The organism is Cyanobacterium aponinum PCC 10605, assembly GCF_000317675.1.
Lineage (GTDB): Bacteria > Cyanobacteriota > Cyanobacteriia > Cyanobacteriales > Cyanobacteriaceae > PCC-10605.
Genome location: NC_019776.1, coordinates 3,900,757 through 3,918,476, shown reverse-complemented (window position 1 = coordinate 3,918,476; position 17,720 = coordinate 3,900,757). Strand labels below are relative to the sequence as shown.

The window sequence follows — 17,720 nt, the reverse complement described above, 5'->3', positions numbered from 1 at the left end:
TCCCCCGTATTTCTCCTTAAAACCAAAAATTATCTTGTTGACGTAAGACTCCCATTAAATAACGAGTTTGAGTAGAGCCAACGTTATGATATAATCAAAATTAAGTCGTTGACTTTGGGAACGCAGGAAACAAGAGACACTCCGTAATCCCTAAATCTCTAGCTGTCAATGGTAGAGTCCACACAGTCAGAGCGTTACAGCAATTAAATACGGTGGGGCACATCGAAATTCACGCTTGGGGAGTAGCTCCGTTAAGTGGCATAAGTAGCGATATTTGTGTCGGACTAGCATGAATGTGTAAGACCAAAATCAATTCTTGTTGGTGGAGGCAGTATCGGTTCCCAAGAATCCCCCGTTAACCTTGCGGTGTAACGGTGGGAGTTGTCAAAGTGGCTCTTCAGAGTGTGGTTATGACAAATTAAGAGGAACAGGACTTCTATAACCTTTATCGAATAGTGTTTATAGTAAAATAAAAACTAATAGTTTATAAATTATTATTTAATAATCCCCTATTTCCTCTTGCCTCTTGCCTCTTGCCTACCCTAACTAATAATTTACACGACGAGCAGTAAGAGAGCCTTTTATATTTAACTCAGGTGGTTTCTTAAGATTGATTTGTAACAAAATTAGAAATAACCTGTCCCTTATTATGATGACTAACTGTTTCTTGACGTGTATCTGTAATTAACCAGTCAATTGCAGCCGCTTGAACATCAATAGCAGTACCAGTTTTGTCCACACAATACCTACCAAATACTAATTTATCTTGTAAATAAACCCCCGAACCAAGACGAGAATATTCAAAAATAACACTATTATCCACCGTTGCCCCCTCACAGATCCAACAATTAGGGCCAATCATCGAAGGACCAACTATTTTCGCACCATCTTCAATGTGAGTCATTGCACCAATATAAACAGGACCAGTTATATCAACTTTATCCCAATTAACTGACACATTTAAACCCGTATAAACCCCCGGCCTTACCTCTTTTCCCGGTATCTGTACATTTTTCACATCTCCCCTTAACACCGCCCTAATAGCCTCCCAATAATCAGGTACTTTTCCAATGTCCACCCACTCAAAATCCATATTAACCGCATAAAAAGGTAGATTTAATTGTACTAATTTAGGAAATAACTCACTACCAATATCATATTCTTGATTAGGGGGAATATAGTTAATTACTTCCGGTTCAAAAACATAAATCCCTGTATTGATTTCTGTGCTCAAAGCATCCTCTACAGAAGGTTTTTCTTGGAAAGTGAGAATTTTACCATTTTCATCGCTTACTACCACACCATAGCTTGATACTGCGTCTTTGGGAACACTTTTTGTTACCACTGTTGCGATCGCTCCCTTGGCTTTATGTTGTCTCACAACTTCAGTTAAATCTAAATCAATTAAGGCATCACCACACAAAACAACAAAAGTATCATCAAAAAAAGGGTTAAACTCTTGAATCTTTTTCAAACCACCAGCAGAGCCTAGAGCCTCTCCCACCAATTCTCCATCAATGATACGTCCTTCAAAAGAATAACCAATTTCCACTCCAAAACGTTGGCCATCTCGAAAATAGTTTTCGATTTCTTCGGCTAGATGACTAACATTCACCATTATTTGTTTAAAACCATGTTGACGGAGCAACTCCACTAAAAACTCCATTACTGGCTTTTGTAAAATGGGAATTAAAGGCTTAGGGATAGTATGGGTAATAGGGCGAACACGAGTTCCTTTACCCGCCGCCAGAATCATTGCTTTCATAATATTCTTGATCTTAAATTTGATATTTAATATAACTTAATCAAGTTTACCCTACAGTGCAATTAACAATTAATAATGATAGCGTTGCTGATTTTAGCTATGATTTTTTTGGTTAGATAAAGATATTTAAAGATAATAATTATAAAATTTGGGATAAACTTAGTGGAATAATAAATATTCTTAATTTTAAAGATACAATCAATCGCTCCTTATTTTTAGCAATTCATAATTCAAAAAGGAAATTTAACAGTCAATTATGTCTCTCTCAACCCCGTTTATTAAGCGCCCTGTTTTAACAACGGTTTGTTCTGTAATTATTATCTTAGTGGGTACTATCTGTATGGCATTGCTACCCTTAGATAAATTACCACAAATTGCCCCAAAACAAATTAGTGTAAGTGCAAACTATGTAGGTGCGGACGCACAAACCGCAGTAGATAATGTAACTACCGTACTAGAAAGAGAAATTAACGGTACAGAAAATGTTCGTTGGATTAACTCTAATACAGGAAATACTGGACAAGCAACCATTAACGTAAGTTTTCCCGTAGAAATGGATACTAATATTGCCCAAGTGTTAGTACAAAATAGAGTCGCTCAAGCCCAATCCAGCCTCCCCACAGTAGTTAATCAAAACGGTATTACTACAGAAAAACAATCTCCCAGTGTTACCCTAGCCTATAGTTTCTTCTCAGAAAAAGACTCCGAAGGCAATTATTTATATGATCCAGTGTTTTTATTTAATTACATGGATCGTTATATTTGGAATGAAATAAGACGTATTCCGGGGGTAGGAAGTTTAAATGCGTTAGGCTCTTCCACCTATTCTATGCGATTCTGGCTTGATCCTGACAAATTAGCCGCCCGTAATCTAACAGCAATGGACGTGGTTTCTGCCATTCAAGAACAAAATTTCGACATCGGTACTGGCGGTATTGGAACTCGTCCCAATAATAGCATACAAATGTTTGAAATTCCCCTCAAAGTGCAAGGACGTTTTATCACCCCAGAAGAAGCCGCTAATATAGTCGTACAAGTGGGAAATGATGGTACTTTAATTAGAGTAAAAGACATCGGTAGAACCGAATTAGGGGCTCAAAACTATCTAACTTTAGCTACCCTTGACGGGGAAACCCCAGCAATTGCTTTAATTGTTTATCAATTACCCGGTACCAATGCGGTGGATACTGCCAATGCCGTTAAAGCCAAAATGGCGGAGTTAAGAGAGTCTTTTCCTCCCGGATATAAAGATGTGGTGGTATTAGACAATACTCTTTTTATTGATGCGGCTTTAAGAGACTTGTTTATTACTCTTTTACAGGCGATCGCACTTGTAGTTTTAATTATTTTTATATTTTTACAAGATTGGCGTACCACGATTATTCCCTCCGTTGCGATTCCTGTAGCCTTGATTGGGGCAATGATTGCCTTACAAGGAATGGGCTTTACTCTTAATCAGTTGACACTTTTTGCTTGCGTGTTAGCAACAGGGTTAGTAGTAGATGACGGGATTGTGGTAGTAGAAGCAGTATCGAATAAATTAGCTCAAGGGATGCGCCCTCTTCAAGCCTCCCTTGATGCCATGGAAGAATTATCAGGGGCGGTAATTGCCACGTCTGTGGTTTTATTAGCTGTATTTATTCCCGTTTCCTTCTTCCCCGGCACTACAGGTATTGTTTATAAACAATTTGCCCTAACTATTGCCTTTGCAATTATATTTTCCACCTTTAACGCCCTGTCTTTTTCTCCCACCATGTCGGCGGTAATCCTTAAAGCGCCTTATAAAACTAAAAAACCCCTAGGATTACTTTTTGATGCTTTTAACATTGGTTTTGAAGCCACTAAAAGTGCTTATGCCAAACTTATCGAGTTTTTAACAAAAATCAAAACCCTGATTATGATTATCTTTATCAGTGGTTTAGTGTTAACAGGATGGATTTATCAAACTCTACCCCAAGGTTTTATCCCTGACGAAGATCAAGGCTACTGTTTTGTCATTATTTCAACCCCCCCCGGTTCATCCCTCAATCAAACATCTAAAGTTACTCAACAGGTAATGGATGAGGTAATGACCTTTGAAGAAGTAGAACACGCTATGGGACTAACAGGTTTCTCTTTTGATGGTTTAACCAGTAACTCCGCCATTTTCTTTGTCAAACTACATCCATGGGATCAACGCCCGGGGGCAGAAAGTTCGGTTTTTGGAATTGTAAGACGTTTAAATGGAATCTTAAGACAAAAAATCACGGATGGTCAAGCATTTGCCGCCAATGCTCCTCCAGTGGACGGTTTAAGTAACTTTAGCGGTTTGGAGCTTTATGTTCAAGATAGAGGCTTAAAAGGAATGGAGGCTTTAATTGATAATACTCAAAAAGTTATTGCAGAAGCCAACAAACAACCAGAAATTGGTATGGCATTTACAACCTTTACTTTCGATAGTCCAATTTTTGAGGCAGAAATCGACAGAGAAAAAGCTAAGGCTCAAGGGGTCAGAATTGACGATATAATGCGTACTTTGCAAATTTATTTAGGGGGAAATTACGTTAACCAATACGTATTAGACGGACGATTGTATCAAGTTTTTGCCCAAGCCGATGTCAATGCGAGGAAAAATCCCGATGATATTGAACGTCTCTATGTTCGCAATGCTACTGGAGAGATGGTGAGACTAGATAACCTTCTAAGCATAAAACCAAATACTGCCCCTCCCATCATTACAAACTATAATGTTTATCCTGCCATAAAAGTCAATGTGTCTCCGGCTCAGGGATATAGTTCAGGGCAAGTAATTGAAGTAATGGAGAGAGTTACAGCACAAGCCTTACAACCGGGTTTCGGTTTTGAATGGACGAGTACAGCCGCCGAGGAGAAAACCGCAGGAGGTGCCGCTCCTATTGTTTTTGGTTTGGGTTTTGTGATGGTATTCCTTGTCTTAGCCGCTCAGTATGAAAGCTATATTGACCCCACAATTATTATGTTAACTGTACCCTTAGCAATTTTAGGGGCGTTGGGTGCAATTTGGTTAAGAGCAACTTTTCTTCAAGGTCCACAAAGTATCTTTCCCATTCTTGATAATAATATTTATGTGCAAGTTGGGCTAGTAATGTTGATTGGGATGGCAAGTAAAAACGCCATTTTAATTGTGGAATTTGCAAATCAAGCCCGTGACTTGGGAATGAGTATCACTAAAGCGGCAATTTATGCGGCGGAAGAGCGTTTTCGGCCTATTTTAATGACAGCTTTAGCAACGGTTTTTGGCTTTTTACCTTTGTTAGTAGCTAGTGGTGCTGGTAGTATGAGTCGTTGGTCGCTAGGTACAGCAGTATTTGGAGGAATGATTATTTCTACCGTGTTGAGTCTGTTACTTGTACCCAATCTCTACATTGTAATCAAGAATTTTGAGAAATATGTGTTGTTGGGAGAGAAAGAACCTCGTAATCCTTCGGGAGGAAATGGACAGAATACTGGTAAAACTCAGGAATCAAGTGTCGGAGGAGGTAATGATTAATTAGGAGACTAGGGTGTTAGGGGAATTAGGGGAGGGGGAGATTAGTTCGAGGTTTGGAGTTAAAAGCTATTAACTATTAATATTGCCCTTCTCCCTTTTTAAGGGGAGATACAGAGGGGTTTCCCTATTGCCTTGTCTTAATTACTAATTACTAATTTACTAATTCTTAAATGCTAGTTGACTCTTTATTTTTATTAAAATTTCAATCTCCTGGACCTATCTTATTTGAGTTAGGGCCTATTTCCTTGCGTTGGTATGGTTTTTTGATTGCCTCCGCCGTTTTAATTGGTGTGATACTTTCTCAAAAATTGGCTACATATCGTCGGGTTGACCCTGAACTTATCGGGGATTTGGTAATATGGTTGGTTATAGGGGCAATCCCTGCGGCAAGAATTTACTATGTTTTATTTGAATGGCAAAATTATGCTCAACATCCCCAAGATATTATTGCTATTTGGCAAGGGGGAATTGCTATTCATGGGGCAATAATTGGAGGTGCGATCGCAGGTTTGATTTTTGCCAAGACTCATCGACAATCTTTTTGGCAATTGACGGATATTATTGCTCCTTCTTTGATTTTAGGACAGGCAATCGGACGTTGGGGAAACTTTTTTAATTCAGAGGCTTTTGGTACTCCTACCGATTTGCCATGGAAGTTATATATTCCACCCAATAACCGTCCTTTACAGTATATTAATTTTGATTATTTTCACCCAACTTTTTTGTATGAATCTATCTGGAATATATTGGTTTTTATGTTATTAATATCTCTGTTTTTTTGGGGAATTAAACATAGCAATAAATTAAAAGTCGGTACTATTTCTTTTGTTTATTTAATTGCCTATAGTTGTGGTAGGGTATGGATTGAGGGTTTTCGGACTGACAGTCTTATGTTTGGTTATTTAAGGGTTGCCCAATTAGTTAGTTTGGGTGCGATCGCATTTGGTATTTTTGGATTAATTTGGTTATATGGACTCAAAAAATCTTTACCTGATGTCTATAAACCCACTGACATTTGAATTCGGAGTGAGGAAAGAGGTGTCAGGTGTCAGGTTGCAGGTGACAGGTTTCAGAAGTTAGTTTTTTACTATCAACTATTCATTATTCACTATTCACTATTCACTATTCACTAATTGCCCATTCCCCCTTACCCATAAACTTGAGCATAATACTTTTGATAATCTTCGGATAAAAGAGGTTGCCACCATTGAGGGTTGTCAACATACCATTGTAGGGTTGTTCTTAAACCTGATTCAAGAGTCGCTTGGGGTTTCCAGCCTAATTCTCTTTGAATTTTACTACTATCTATAGCATAGCGTCGATCGTGTCCCGGTCTATCTTTGACAAAAGTAATTAATTCTTGCGAGGGTTTCACTGGTAAACTGGGGGCGATTTCATCCATGATTTGACAGATAATATTAACTAAGTCTATATTTTTAACCTCGTTATTACCGCCAATGTTGTAAGTTTCTCCCGCTACTCCGTAATTAATAACAGTATCTAAAGCACTACAATGATCACCCACATACAACCAATCTCTGATATTTTGTCCATCTCCATAAACAGGTAGGGGTTTACCTAAAAGAATATTAATACACATTAGAGGAATTAATTTTTCGGGAAAATGAAATGCCCCATAATTATTAGAACAGTTCGTAATAATTGTTGGTAGCTTGTAGGTATGATAATATGCCCTCGCTAAGTGATCGCTTCCTGCTTTTGAGGCAGAATAAGGGCTATTTGGTGCATAGGGGGTATTTTCTGTAAAAGCGGGGTCTTCTGGACTAAGACTTCCATATACTTCATCTGTCGATACATGAAGAAAGCGATAATCCGAGGATTGATTATGTTTTAGCCAATGGATACGGAAAGTTTCCAAAAGGGTGAATGTGCCGATAACATTAGTGTTTATAAAGGTTTCAGGGCTATAAATTGATCTATCTACATGGGATTCGGCGGCAAAGTGAGCAACGGTATTAATACTGTAGTCTTCTAAAATCTTTTCAACCAGAGTGCGATCGCATATGTTACCATGAACAAAAGTAAAACAGGGACTATCTTTTAAAGAACTAAGATTATTAAGATTTCCTGCATAAGTTAAAGCATCGAGGACAACGATATTATCTTCTGAATGTTTATCGTGCCAATAGCTAACAAAATTAGAGCCAATAAAACCTGCTCCCCCAGTGACTAAAAGATTTCTTTTCCCCATAGTTTTTTTATCAATAATATATATCAAATTTTAATCCCGAACTACTAACTCTGCTTTCCCCTCTTCTTATTAGTTATTGTCTGACGCAACATAGTTTTGATTTGATTCAATTAATTTTTGATAACCTTTATTCATAAAGCCTTGACCTCTTAAATAACCAGTGTTTGCCCCCGGACAAATATATTCTAAAGTCTTTTCAGAAAAGCGATCGCACAATTTTTGAACACTACGTAATTGTCTTAACCAGTGGAAAGTTTTTTTCAATTTGAGAGCAGAAATTTTATCATTGCCAACAGGTAATAAATGACGACCAGAAAATAAAACTCCTCCATAATTACCATAATATAAACAAGCAGAAGCGGGGCTATAACCACAAGTCCATAAACCAAAACAGTCATCATAAAGACGATATTCTTCTGAGAATGTAATGGGACTTAAATTAGGTAATAAATAAGCCTCTTGTTCTTGAATAACTAACTCGCAATGAAGTTCTTTTTTTATATGGCTAATATGTTTACTAATACCGTCACGATTAGTCACAAATAAATATTTAACACCATGAGACAAACAAAAATTTTTATTTTCTTCAGACCAAAAAGGACAATCGACTAAAATGTTACCCAGAGGATGAATTAAAAGATAGGATGTTCCCCCTAAAGTATCACGATTAGGGGCAAAAGCAAAAAGATTTTCTAAAATTAATTTAGGATATTTAGCACGGGTGGGGACTTTCGTTTTTTCTTGATTAACTTTTTCTGTAAAATTGAGATCAGAGTCCATTATTAAAACAGTAATTATTTTTTCAGCTTGAATTAGTCTTGAGGAAATAAAAATTCTACAATAAAAAACAGCGTTATTATAAATAAAACATGGAATTAGTAATTCTTTTTCTCATCCTCAGTGCCATCGGTTATGTCGCCATCAAAAAAAGCGTAGGAAAACTCACCAAGACACCGATTTGGCTACTTTGGTTAGCTTTGATGAGTCCCCCTTTTATTTGGGTGGGATGGTATCTAGCTAATGGGAATCAAAGTTCCATGCCCCGCAGTTTAATTTTAATGCCCCTCATTTTATCACCTTTAGTGTATCTGTGGTTAATAGAAATTGGCAGACCCAAAAATCATAAAATTGAGCAAGAATTATCAACCCCCGAGTCTTCGGAAGATAATAATTCCACTACTCCAATTATTCTCAACACTGACGAAAATCATCAACAGGCTCTGGAAAAGTCAACGGTAAAAGTAAAACCCATTAACTCAGAAGAAGAAAAGGCTTTAAGAGATTGTTTTCCTTGGGGTGTTTATTATTTACAAAAAGTTGATTATTTACCTCAAGGGGTTTTGTGTCTTGGAAAGTTAATGACTGCCCCAGAAAAGGCTTATACTACTATTAAGGCTAATTTAGAAAAAGTATTTCATGATCGCTTTTTAATTATTTTTCAAGAAACCTTACAAGGACAACCATTTTTTGCTTTAATTCCGAATCCTAATTCTCAAGCGGAAAAAGAGAAACAAAAAGAAGAAGAAAAATTAACTCGTCCTTTAATGGCATTAGGTTTACTCTTATTAACCTTCGTCACTACGACTATTATTGGAGCGGAAATTAGCGGTGTCACCACTACAGAATTAGAAACTCATCCCGAATTAGTTTTACAAGGCTTACCTTATAGTTTATCTTTAATTGCCATTTTGGGAGTTCACGAGTTAAGTCATTATTTATTTGCCGTTTATTATCAAATAAAAACTACTTTACCCTATTTTATTCCAATTCCTTTCTTTTTAGGTACATTTGGAGCTTTTATCTCCATTAGATCACCTATGCCTAATCGTAAAGCCGTTTTTGATGTTGCGATCGCAGGTCCCATTGGAGGCTTTTTAGTAGCATTACCTGTACTCGTATGGGGTTTAGCTTACTCAGATATTGTTCCTTTAGCTGATGACTCTAGTATGCTTAGTTTTCAAGCATTAGACCCCCGTTTTTCTCTCCTTCTTGCCACTATCAGTAAATTAGTTTTAGGTAGTAAATTAGTAGCAGAGAAAGCTATCGCCCTTCATCCCGCCGCCGTAGCCGGATATATCGGTATTATTGTTACTGCTTTAAATCTTGTTCCTGTAGGACAATTAGATGGTGGTCATATTGTTCATGCTATGTTTGGACAAGGAAAAGCACTTGTTATCGGACAAATAACTCGTTTATTAATGATACTTTTAGCCTTTGTGCGAGGAGAATTTTTAATTTGGGCAATTATTCTTATGTTTATGCCCATTGCCGATCAACCTGCATTGAATGATGTGACAGAATTGGATAATGGTAGAGATTTTCTGGGATTAGTTGCGATCGCACTTTTAGTTGCCATTCTCTTACCTTTACCCCCCACGTTAGCACAATGGTTAAATATTTAAAAGGGCAAAGGTAAATAGTAAATAGTGAATAGTTGATAATTGCTCGTTACTCCCTTAAACCTGACACCTGCAACCTGATACCTGAAACCTGACTACTCTTATCCGACATTCTTAAGCCGAACTAAGGTTTATCTGAGTGGGCAAATAGCCACTAATAGGAATACACAGAGGAGTATTCGTGATAGGATCTGAAATGATGTGAGATTCTAAACCAAACACTTCTTTGATAATCTCTGAGGTCATAACTTCTTCTGGTTTTCCCTTTGCATATATATAACCTTCTTTCATAGCGACTAAATAGTCAGCATAACGGGCGGCTTGATTCAACTCATGCAAAACAATAATGATGGTGCGTTCAAGTTTATGGTTTAATTCCTTTAATAAATCTAAAACCTCAATTTGGTGAGCTAAATCTAAAAATGTAGTAGGTTCATCTAATAAAAGAATTTCCGTATTTTGTGCCAATGTCATAGCTATCCATGCCCGTTGTCTTTGCCCTCCTGAAAGAGTATCTAATTCTCGGTGGGAAAATTCTTGAATACCTGTCATCGCAAGAGCTTTATTGACTTGAGCTTCATCCTCTAAAGTCCATTGTTGCCACCACTTTTGATGAGGATACCGCCCTTGAATGACTAAATCTTTAACGGTTAAGCCTTCAGGTGCAGTGGGATTTTGAGGAAGAATACCCAAACTTTGAGCGACTGTAACGCTTTTTTGCTGATGAATCGCTTTTCCATCAAGATAAACCGCCCCTTGACGAGGTTTTAGAATACGCCCAATGCCTTTAAGTAGGGTTGACTTTCCGCAACCATTTGCACCAATAAGAATAGTTATTTTTCCTTGGGGAATATCTAAATTAAGATTATTGATAATGTCTATATTTTGATAACCAAGACTTAGTTTTCGGGCGGATATTTGTTTCATAGAAATATTTTTAATAAATTTAAGACAAGGCAATAGGTAATAGGCAATAAGCAACAGTGTTTAATTAATTTCCTCCTCATCACCGTAAGGGTTGAATATATTCAACCCCTACCACTTAAAACCTGACACCTCTTTCCGAACTTCGCTCTCTTTCTTTTCATCTTCTGATTCCATCAAAGAACTTTTGCAGGGCTTGTTTTGGCTAAAACTTAATGATATATTTTAGCAATAATTTCCTATTTTATGAAAGGTCAAAATGAGAGTTAGTCTCAAGAGTACAAATTCGTCAATTCCTTTAATTATCCTTTTAATAGTAGTTACAGTAATTTTATGTCTTAGTTTTTTAGCAAGTTTAACTTTTGGGGTTGCAGATATTCATTGGCAAGATTTACCGAAAGCCTTTACTGCTTTTGATGGTTCAACATCTCATCTGATTATTACTACTATTAGATTACCAAGGGCAATTATCGCTTTGTTAGTGGGAGCAGGTTTAGGAATGGCGGGAAGTTTGATGCAGGGTATCACCCGTAATCCTTTAGCTGATCCTAGCATTTTAGGGATTAATAGTGGAGCAGTTTTGGCGGTTGTTGTTACTACTTTTGTCCTTAATGAACCTAGTTTAAATATCTTAGCTATTTTTGCCTTTCTGGGAGCAACCATAAGTTCGATCGCAGTTTACTTTTTTGCTTCTTTAAGTAAGAATGGTTTATCACCCCTCAGTTTAACTTTAGCTGGTTCAGCCATTACTGTTTTTTGTTCTTCTCTTACCAGTGGTATTCTAATATTAAATCAACGCACCCTCGATGAAATTCGTTTTTGGTTAGCAGGTTCGATCGCAGGTAGAGATATAGAATTAATTAAACAAATATTACCTTATTTTGTCATTGGCTTAATATTAGCGTTGATTTTAGCCCGACAAATAACCATTCTCAGTTTAGGAGAAGAAACCGCCAAAGGCTTAGGACAAAATACCTTACTAATAAAAATAGGAGCAATGATTGCTGTGATACTCTTAGCAGGTGCTAGTGTTTCTTTAGCAGGTCCTATTGGCTTTATTGGCTTAATTATGCCTCATTTAGTGCGTTTATTGGTAGGAAATGATTACCGTTGGATTTTACCTTTTTCAATGTTAGGAGGGGCAATTTTGTTGCTTAATGCAGATATTGTTAGTCGCTTGATTCTTAAACCCCAAGAAGTACCTGTGGGCTTAATTTTACCAATTTTAGGTGCTCCCTTTTTTATCTATCTCATTCAGGGAAAAATCAAAAAATAATTCAGTATATGAATTTAGATAAAATATATTTTTTCTTGGAAGTCAGGCAGTAAAGAAAAATTAATCTAATATTGATTATGGATGGTTTATTGCTAAGAATTAATCTTTATTTAAAATTTCTTCTATATCTATGTAATAAAGATAAAAACAATTTCATACGATTTAAAGAATACTAAAAATATGGTAAAAACTATATGAATTTTCATATCACAACATAATCTTGATCTCAAACTAGAAAGTTATGATTAATCTCAAAAAATGATCATCAACTCAAAATAAAATGAAAATAAATTCTATACTGTTATTCTTAGTTACCGTGTGTTCCACTTTTTCTTTTTCCACCATAGCTAAAGCAGATAGTATTCAATCTCGTTGTGACATTTACCCCAAAGGAGAAGATAAGGCTTCTAAAGTTGTTAACTGTATCTTTTCTCAGCGTCAAGGTTTTATTACTATTACTCGTGAAGATGGTGTCACCTATGACTTAGAGCCAAGTGATAACCAATATATAGACCAAAATGGCAAAACAGTTACAAAAGAAATAGATGGCAATACCTTAATTTTTCGGTTTCAGAAAGAATCTGTTTACTTATATCAAGGGGAAAAAGCACCCTCATCATCTAATTCTTCCCACTCTCTGGCGCAAACCCCAGAGAATTTAATTAGCACTACTCCTACAGCTTTAAAAGACTTAGTGGGTGCGAAGGCAGGACAAGCAGAAAATACCTTAATATCAAGAGGTTATACTTATCGCAATACTGTCACTTTTGAGGGAGGAAAAAGTGCTTATTATGTGGAAAATAAAACTGGTTACTGTGTAGAGGTTGGAACTGTGGATGGTCGTTATAGTAGCATCGTTTATAATACAAGCGATCGCTGTAACAAATAGTTGAGAAATAGAAAATTTTTACTTTTACCAAAAATCCTGTGGGGTTTCTTTTTCAATCAGAATAGTGGTAGATTAACATAGCCATAAACAGTTAAAAGCTAAGGAATGATACAAATTTTTCTGAAAATCACTTAAATTCAATTATTCTGTGAGCCATCGGAGAAACAAAAAATATTGCTAATTTTAGATTGCTATGAAAGATTCTTTGATTATAATTCGATCGCGTTTTCCATCTTTTTCTTTATGGTTAGATGGTAGAGTACCTAAAACTATCTCAATCTTAATAATATTATCTTTGATTGTCATTACCGTTAGCATTAGTTATGGCGAATATTATATTTCTCCTGTAAATGTAATTAAAACCCTATTGGGATTCGATACCCCATCAGATTTTCAATTTATTATCAATACCCTTCGTTTACCTCGCACCCTTACCGCTTGGCTAGTGGGCATAGGATTAGCAATAGCAGGTTGTATCATGCAAACTATTACCCGTAACCCATTAGCAGATCCCAGTATTATCGGCATCAACGCAGGGGCAGGATTAGCCGCCGTCTTATTTATCGTGGTTTTTCCTTCTCTACCCATTGCTTTATTACCTTTTTCCGCTTTTATGGGGGGAATATTAGTGGCATTGGCTATTTATGCCATAGCATGGAAAGGAGACAATTCGATTATTCGTTTAATTTTAGTAGGTATTGGCTTTAATTTTATTGTTTCCGCCATTACAAATATTATTACAACTTTTGGTGAAATAAATAGTGTATCTCAAGCCTTAGTGTGGTTAACAGGTAGTGTATATGGAAAAACCATGACACAGGTTTTAATTTTACTGCCTTGGATTGTTATTTTTTCCGTGGTGACTTGGATAATGAGCAAAGAGTTAAATAGTCTTCATTTAGGGGAAAATTTAGGCAAAGGTTTAGGCTTACCTCTACAAAAAACACAATTAACTCTCTTAATTTCTGGTGTTGCTCTTTCTAGTGCCAGTGTTGCTATTGCGGGGGCAGTAGGTTTTGTGGGTTTAATTGCCCCTCATATGGCTCGTTTTCTCGTGGGGAATACTCATCAAGGTTTAATTCCTGTTACTGGTTTAATTGGAGGTTTATTAGTAGTGAGTGCAGATTTATTCGGTAGATTATTATTTACTCCCCTTGAGCTTCCTTGTGGAATTATTACTGCAATTATCGGCGCACCTTATTTTATCTTTTTACTAAGTAAATCTCGTTAGTCAAAGATGCCTCTCAAAAAAGCTGATTGATGGAAAATGACCAAATTCCGTTAAAATTAAGAGTTGTTAAAAAATTGATATGAAAAATTACTATGGAAGTAGGACAAAAAGTTAAAATTTGTCGTCTCAGAGAAAAAGTATCCCCTGAGATTCTCAAAAAAGCTCAAGAAGGGCAACCTGCAGTAATTAAATCTTTTAAAATGACTGATGGTAGCGGTATTGGCGTTTTTGTCGAGTTTGCTGACTCTACCACTGGTTGGTTTTTTGAAGATGAGGTTCAAGTTGTAAAATAGTTTGATGGGGTGGGAAATTTCGGGATTGACATTAATCTGTTTTTCCTACCTACACTTTTCATCATAACTTCATTATATTTAACACAATGGCTTTTATTCTCACATTCTTAGGTAAAGGTGGCGTAGGCTGTACCACAATGGCGATCGCATCTGCGAAAAAATACGCCCAAATCGGCAAAAAGGTATTATTAGCAGTCCAAGATTCAACCCCTTCATTTTCAATACAATTAGGGGCAAATGTTACCTCAGAAATTAGCGAAATTAGTCCTAATCTCGATGTAGTTCAATTACACAGTACCCAGTTATTAGAAGCTAGTTGGGAACAATTAAAGCAGTTAGAGGCGAAATATTTACGCTCTCCAGTGTTAAATAATATTTATGGTCAGGAATTAGCATTGTTACCGGGTATGGATTGCGCTTTGGCACTCAACTATATACGAGAACAAGATTCCAAATATGATGTCATTATCTATGACGGAAAAACCAGTCTTAATTCTCTACGAATGTTTGGTATTCCTGATACTCTTAGTTGGTACATTCGCCGAGTGAAAAACTTGTTAGAAAACTCTGACATTGTTAAGGCTTTATCTCCTTTTGTCCAACCTGTCAGCAGTGCCATTTTTAATGTTACATGGAGTCCTGATAATCTTAGCAATGAATCCACTAAAGAAGCGGATCAAATTTTAGAACAAGGCAAAAAGGCAATTAATGACCCTAGTAGGGTTTGTGCTTTTCTTGTCACTAATCAAACATTAGAAGCGATCGCAACTTGTAAATATTGGTGGGGAAGTGCGCAACAAATTGATTTAACCGTAGGTGGAGTTTTATTAAACCAAGACTCAATAACAGAAGACATAACTACAACCTTTAAACCCTTAAACATCAGTAGTATTCCCTCGAAAAAATCTGATAACTGGGAAAATTTGACCCAAGCCCTGCCAGATTTTGAATCTCAGGCAAAACAAGCCCCCAGACCAATTATTATCGATACTGTAGCCAGAGAAGTAAAAGTATTCCTTCCCGGATTTGATAAAAAACAAGTCAAACTAAGTCAATCAGGTCCTGAAATTACTATATCAGCAGGGGATCAAAGACGTAATATATTTTTACCCTCTCCTCTCAAAGGTCAATCTGTCAAAGGTGCGAAATTTCAAGACGCTTATTTAGTGATAAATCTTTAATTAGGAGCAACAATTAGTAATTAACCTCAGTTCGGTTTAAGAATATCCGATAAGGTTAGGTGTCAGGTGTCAGGTTGCAGGTTGCAGGTGGTAGGGGTTTTTAGCAAGGGGCTTAAGCCCCTTGTTTAAGTCAGTTCGGGTTAAGGCAATTTTATCGTTATTTCTAAGAAGAAGCTATAAGGTTTTCTGACTACGAGTTGGGATGCTTTCAGCTTATCCAAAACTCAGGTTAATTAGTAACTGACGTTACGCACTTATTGATGTGTTAAGTTAAGGGAGGTTTCAGGTTTCAGGTTTCAGGAAATAATAAAAATGATTGAACTAAAAAGTTATCGAGATTTAACGGTTTGGCAAAAATCAATGGATTTGGTAGTAATATGTTATCAATTAACTTCTCAATTTCCCAAAACAGAAATTTATGGTTTAAGTAGTCAAATACAAAGAGCCGCAGTTTCAATTCCTGCCAACATCGCAGAAGGAAAAGGGAGAAATCATTTAGGTGATTATATTCGTCATCTTTCTATTGCAAATGGCTCACTCAAAGAATTAGAAACTCATTTGATGATTGTAGGACGATTAGGCTATCTTAACCTGAGTTCGGGATAAATTTTCATCTATGAATGATGGAGAAAAAAAGGCAAAAGGCAAGAGGCAAGAGGCGAACCCCCCTTTATCCCCCCTCTCGAGGGGGGAGGGCAAAGGAAAAATTAAGAATTAGGAATTAAAAACCCCGAACACTCATTATTTGTTACTCATTACTTTCTCTCAACACCTGCAACCTGCAACCTGAAACCTGACACCTACCCTTATCCAATATTCTTAAACCGAACTGAGGTTATCTTAAAGAGCAAGAATTAAAAGTTACTTTAAACAAATGTGAGGAAATTGGCAGAATGTTACATAGTTTAATCGAAAAACTAAGTCAAAATAAAAAAGGGTGAATTTTTCTGACTTTAAACCTGACACTTGATACCTGACACCTGATACCTCAAAACAACAACTAATTATCTTTTTGCGTAACATCAGTTAGTAATTATTAATTAAGACAAGGCAATAGGGAAACCCCTCTGTGTCTCCCCTTAAAAGGGGAGATGGGCAACGATGCACTGGGAATTAAAAATTAGCAATTAGCAATTAGCAACTCTGAACCCCAAAAACCCTATGATGAACTAGCACCTTCTGAGCTCGGCGTAGCCGTACCTTCGGCGATAGTCATTGCTTTAGAAGGAACAAGCTGATAAACTTGGGTAAGATATTGCATAACTGCTTGAGAGTCATTGTAAGGTAGAGGAATATCTCCTAAAACGTCAATGATGGTCTTATTTTCGGTGCTAGGAGTAATTACCACCAAAGAAGAATCCAAAGGCTCGTCATACTCCCAAAAATTATCGATAGATAAGGGGGCAGAAGTTTTGTGAGGGTTAGTTTTCCGTTTTGGTAGGGATTTAATTTTGCCTAATTTTTCGGGTTCAAATTCCTTACCTGATAATTGCAAACTACGAGATACTCTTAAAGCCTCTAAAATTTGGGCTTTGCTTCTTCCCCTTAATTGAAATATGATGAAAGGGTCTTCACTAAAGCGATCTGCTAATTGGTAATAAACTGCGGCGATGTGTTTACAGGGATTAGCTTTATCTGGACAAGTACAGCGCGATCGCACATCTGCTAAATTAAAAGGAAAAAGACTTAAGCCATTTTTGATAAAAACCTGTTCAATTTCTAAAGGCATTTCTCCCACCAATAATTGAGCAGAGAGCATCGCCTTATCTGACATAGTCGCAATTACATATCCCCAATCTTCATCGGAAAAAGCATCTAAAGCTAAGGTGACTCGATAGGGTTTTTCTTCTGTGCCTTGTACTTGAGCAATTAGTTGAGATTGCTTATTAAACTCTATGTTAAGGACATTTCCTTCTCTGGAATAGTTACGTCCTCTTTCTAACCTCTTTTTAAAACGGTATGAGTCGAGTAACTCTAGCCATTTTTCTACCCACCACTGTCTCTCAATCATCTTTACTACAAAAAATTCTCTCTCTGAAGAA

Annotated in this window: 14 protein-coding genes; 9 read left to right on the top strand and 5 right to left on the bottom strand. The window is 36.7% G+C overall.

Features of this window, described 5'->3' with window-relative positions; genetic code table 11:
- Nucleotides 1–604: 604 nt before the first annotated feature.
- Nucleotides 605–1,765: a nucleotidyltransferase family protein gene (locus CYAN10605_RS16360; protein WP_041922564.1), complete on the bottom strand. Its 1,161-nt coding sequence runs from the start codon at nucleotides 1,763–1,765 to the stop codon at nucleotides 605–607.
- A gap of 256 nt (nucleotides 1,766–2,021) precedes the next feature.
- Between CYAN10605_RS16360 and CYAN10605_RS16355 the strand changes: the two genes are divergently transcribed.
- Both CYAN10605_RS16355 and lgt read left to right on the top strand, forming a co-directional pair.
- Nucleotides 2,022–5,273: an efflux RND transporter permease subunit gene (locus CYAN10605_RS16355; RefSeq protein WP_015221056.1), complete on the top strand. Its 3,252-nt coding sequence runs from the start codon at nucleotides 2,022–2,024 to the stop codon at nucleotides 5,271–5,273.
- A 170-nt stretch (nucleotides 5,274–5,443) separates the two neighbouring features.
- On the top strand, nucleotides 5,444–6,292 hold the full coding sequence (lgt, locus tag CYAN10605_RS16350) for a prolipoprotein diacylglyceryl transferase (protein ID WP_015221055.1): 849 nt from the start codon (nucleotides 5,444–5,446) through the stop codon (nucleotides 6,290–6,292).
- Nucleotides 6,293–6,420: 128 nt separating this feature from the next.
- Here lgt and rfbB read toward each other — a convergent pair whose 3' ends face one another.
- Nucleotides 6,421–7,485 (bottom strand): dTDP-glucose 4,6-dehydratase, encoded by a 1,065-nt coding sequence (gene rfbB / locus CYAN10605_RS16345; protein ID WP_015221054.1) that lies wholly within the window; start codon nucleotides 7,483–7,485, stop codon nucleotides 6,421–6,423.
- Between the two features lie 69 nt (nucleotides 7,486–7,554).
- Nucleotides 7,555–8,265 carry an MBL fold metallo-hydrolase gene (locus CYAN10605_RS16340; protein ID WP_015221053.1) on the bottom strand — a complete coding sequence of 237 codons (711 nt, stop codon included), beginning with the start codon at nucleotides 8,263–8,265 and terminating at the stop codon, nucleotides 7,555–7,557.
- Between the two features lie 89 nt (nucleotides 8,266–8,354).
- Between CYAN10605_RS16340 and CYAN10605_RS16335 the strand changes: the two genes are divergently transcribed.
- Nucleotides 8,355–9,887: a site-2 protease family protein gene (locus CYAN10605_RS16335; RefSeq protein ID WP_015221052.1), complete on the top strand. Its 1,533-nt coding sequence runs from the start codon at nucleotides 8,355–8,357 to the stop codon at nucleotides 9,885–9,887.
- A gap of 111 nt (nucleotides 9,888–9,998) precedes the next feature.
- Here the strand turns inward: CYAN10605_RS16335 and CYAN10605_RS16330 are convergent, their stop codons facing one another.
- Nucleotides 9,999–10,811, bottom strand: coding sequence for an ABC transporter ATP-binding protein (locus CYAN10605_RS16330; protein ID WP_015221051.1), 813 nt, complete (start codon nucleotides 10,809–10,811; stop codon nucleotides 9,999–10,001).
- A gap of 256 nt (nucleotides 10,812–11,067) precedes the next feature.
- On the opposite strand from CYAN10605_RS16330, the gene CYAN10605_RS16325 reads away from it, so the two are divergent.
- The 6 genes from CYAN10605_RS16325 to CYAN10605_RS16300 all read left to right on the top strand — a co-directional run bounded on the left by CYAN10605_RS16325 (nucleotide 11,068) and on the right by CYAN10605_RS16300 (nucleotide 16,284).
- Entirely contained in the window at nucleotides 11,068–12,084 is a 1,017-nt protein-coding gene (locus tag CYAN10605_RS16325) for a FecCD family ABC transporter permease (protein ID WP_015221050.1), read from the top strand.
- A 280-nt stretch (nucleotides 12,085–12,364) separates the two neighbouring features.
- Nucleotides 12,365–12,973 carry a hypothetical protein gene (locus tag CYAN10605_RS16320; RefSeq protein ID WP_015221049.1) on the top strand — a complete coding sequence of 203 codons (609 nt, stop codon included), beginning with the start codon at nucleotides 12,365–12,367 and terminating at the stop codon, nucleotides 12,971–12,973.
- A 193-nt stretch (nucleotides 12,974–13,166) separates the two neighbouring features.
- On the top strand, nucleotides 13,167–14,204 hold the full coding sequence (locus tag CYAN10605_RS16315; RefSeq protein WP_015221048.1) for a FecCD family ABC transporter permease: 1,038 nt from the start codon (nucleotides 13,167–13,169) through the stop codon (nucleotides 14,202–14,204).
- A 92-nt stretch (nucleotides 14,205–14,296) separates the two neighbouring features.
- Nucleotides 14,297–14,497 carry a cytochrome b6f subunit PetP gene (petP, locus tag CYAN10605_RS16310; RefSeq protein WP_015221047.1) on the top strand — a complete coding sequence of 67 codons (201 nt, stop codon included), beginning with the start codon at nucleotides 14,297–14,299 and terminating at the stop codon, nucleotides 14,495–14,497.
- Nucleotides 14,498–14,583: 86 nt separating this feature from the next.
- On the top strand, nucleotides 14,584–15,678 hold the full coding sequence (locus CYAN10605_RS16305) for a Get3/ArsA fold putative tail anchor-mediating ATPase NosAFP (protein ID WP_015221046.1): 1,095 nt from the start codon (nucleotides 14,584–14,586) through the stop codon (nucleotides 15,676–15,678).
- A gap of 312 nt (nucleotides 15,679–15,990) precedes the next feature.
- Nucleotides 15,991–16,284 (top strand): four helix bundle protein, encoded by a 294-nt coding sequence (locus CYAN10605_RS16300; RefSeq protein WP_015221045.1) that lies wholly within the window; start codon nucleotides 15,991–15,993, stop codon nucleotides 16,282–16,284.
- Between the two features lie 553 nt (nucleotides 16,285–16,837).
- Here CYAN10605_RS16300 and CYAN10605_RS16295 read toward each other — a convergent pair.
- Entirely contained in the window at nucleotides 16,838–17,689 is an 852-nt protein-coding gene (locus CYAN10605_RS16295; protein WP_015221044.1) for an SWIM zinc finger family protein, read from the bottom strand.
- Nucleotides 17,690–17,720: the final 31 nt, after the last annotated feature.

Coding starts and splice junctions, on each gene's coding strand:
- CYAN10605_RS16360 (WP_041922564.1), bottom strand. CDS start 1,765: ATGAAAGCAATGATTCTGGCGGCGGGTAAAGGAACTCGTGTTCGCCCT.
- CYAN10605_RS16355 (WP_015221056.1), top strand. CDS start 2,022: ATGTCTCTCTCAACCCCGTTTATTAAGCGCCCTGTTTTAACAACGGTT.
- lgt (WP_015221055.1), top strand. CDS start 5,444: ATGCTAGTTGACTCTTTATTTTTATTAAAATTTCAATCTCCTGGACCT.
- rfbB (WP_015221054.1), bottom strand. CDS start 7,485: ATGGGGAAAAGAAATCTTTTAGTCACTGGGGGAGCAGGTTTTATTGGC.
- CYAN10605_RS16340 (WP_015221053.1), bottom strand. CDS start 8,265: ATGGACTCTGATCTCAATTTTACAGAAAAAGTTAATCAAGAAAAAACG.
- CYAN10605_RS16335 (WP_015221052.1), top strand. CDS start 8,355: ATGGAATTAGTAATTCTTTTTCTCATCCTCAGTGCCATCGGTTATGTC.
- CYAN10605_RS16330 (WP_015221051.1), bottom strand. CDS start 10,811: ATGAAACAAATATCCGCCCGAAAACTAAGTCTTGGTTATCAAAATATA.
- CYAN10605_RS16325 (WP_015221050.1), top strand. CDS start 11,068: ATGAGAGTTAGTCTCAAGAGTACAAATTCGTCAATTCCTTTAATTATC.
- CYAN10605_RS16320 (WP_015221049.1), top strand. CDS start 12,365: ATGAAAATAAATTCTATACTGTTATTCTTAGTTACCGTGTGTTCCACT.
- CYAN10605_RS16315 (WP_015221048.1), top strand. CDS start 13,167: ATGAAAGATTCTTTGATTATAATTCGATCGCGTTTTCCATCTTTTTCT.
- petP (WP_015221047.1), top strand. CDS start 14,297: ATGGAAGTAGGACAAAAAGTTAAAATTTGTCGTCTCAGAGAAAAAGTA.
- CYAN10605_RS16305 (WP_015221046.1), top strand. CDS start 14,584: ATGGCTTTTATTCTCACATTCTTAGGTAAAGGTGGCGTAGGCTGTACC.
- CYAN10605_RS16300 (WP_015221045.1), top strand. CDS start 15,991: ATGATTGAACTAAAAAGTTATCGAGATTTAACGGTTTGGCAAAAATCA.
- CYAN10605_RS16295 (WP_015221044.1), bottom strand. CDS start 17,689: ATGATTGAGAGACAGTGGTGGGTAGAAAAATGGCTAGAGTTACTCGAC.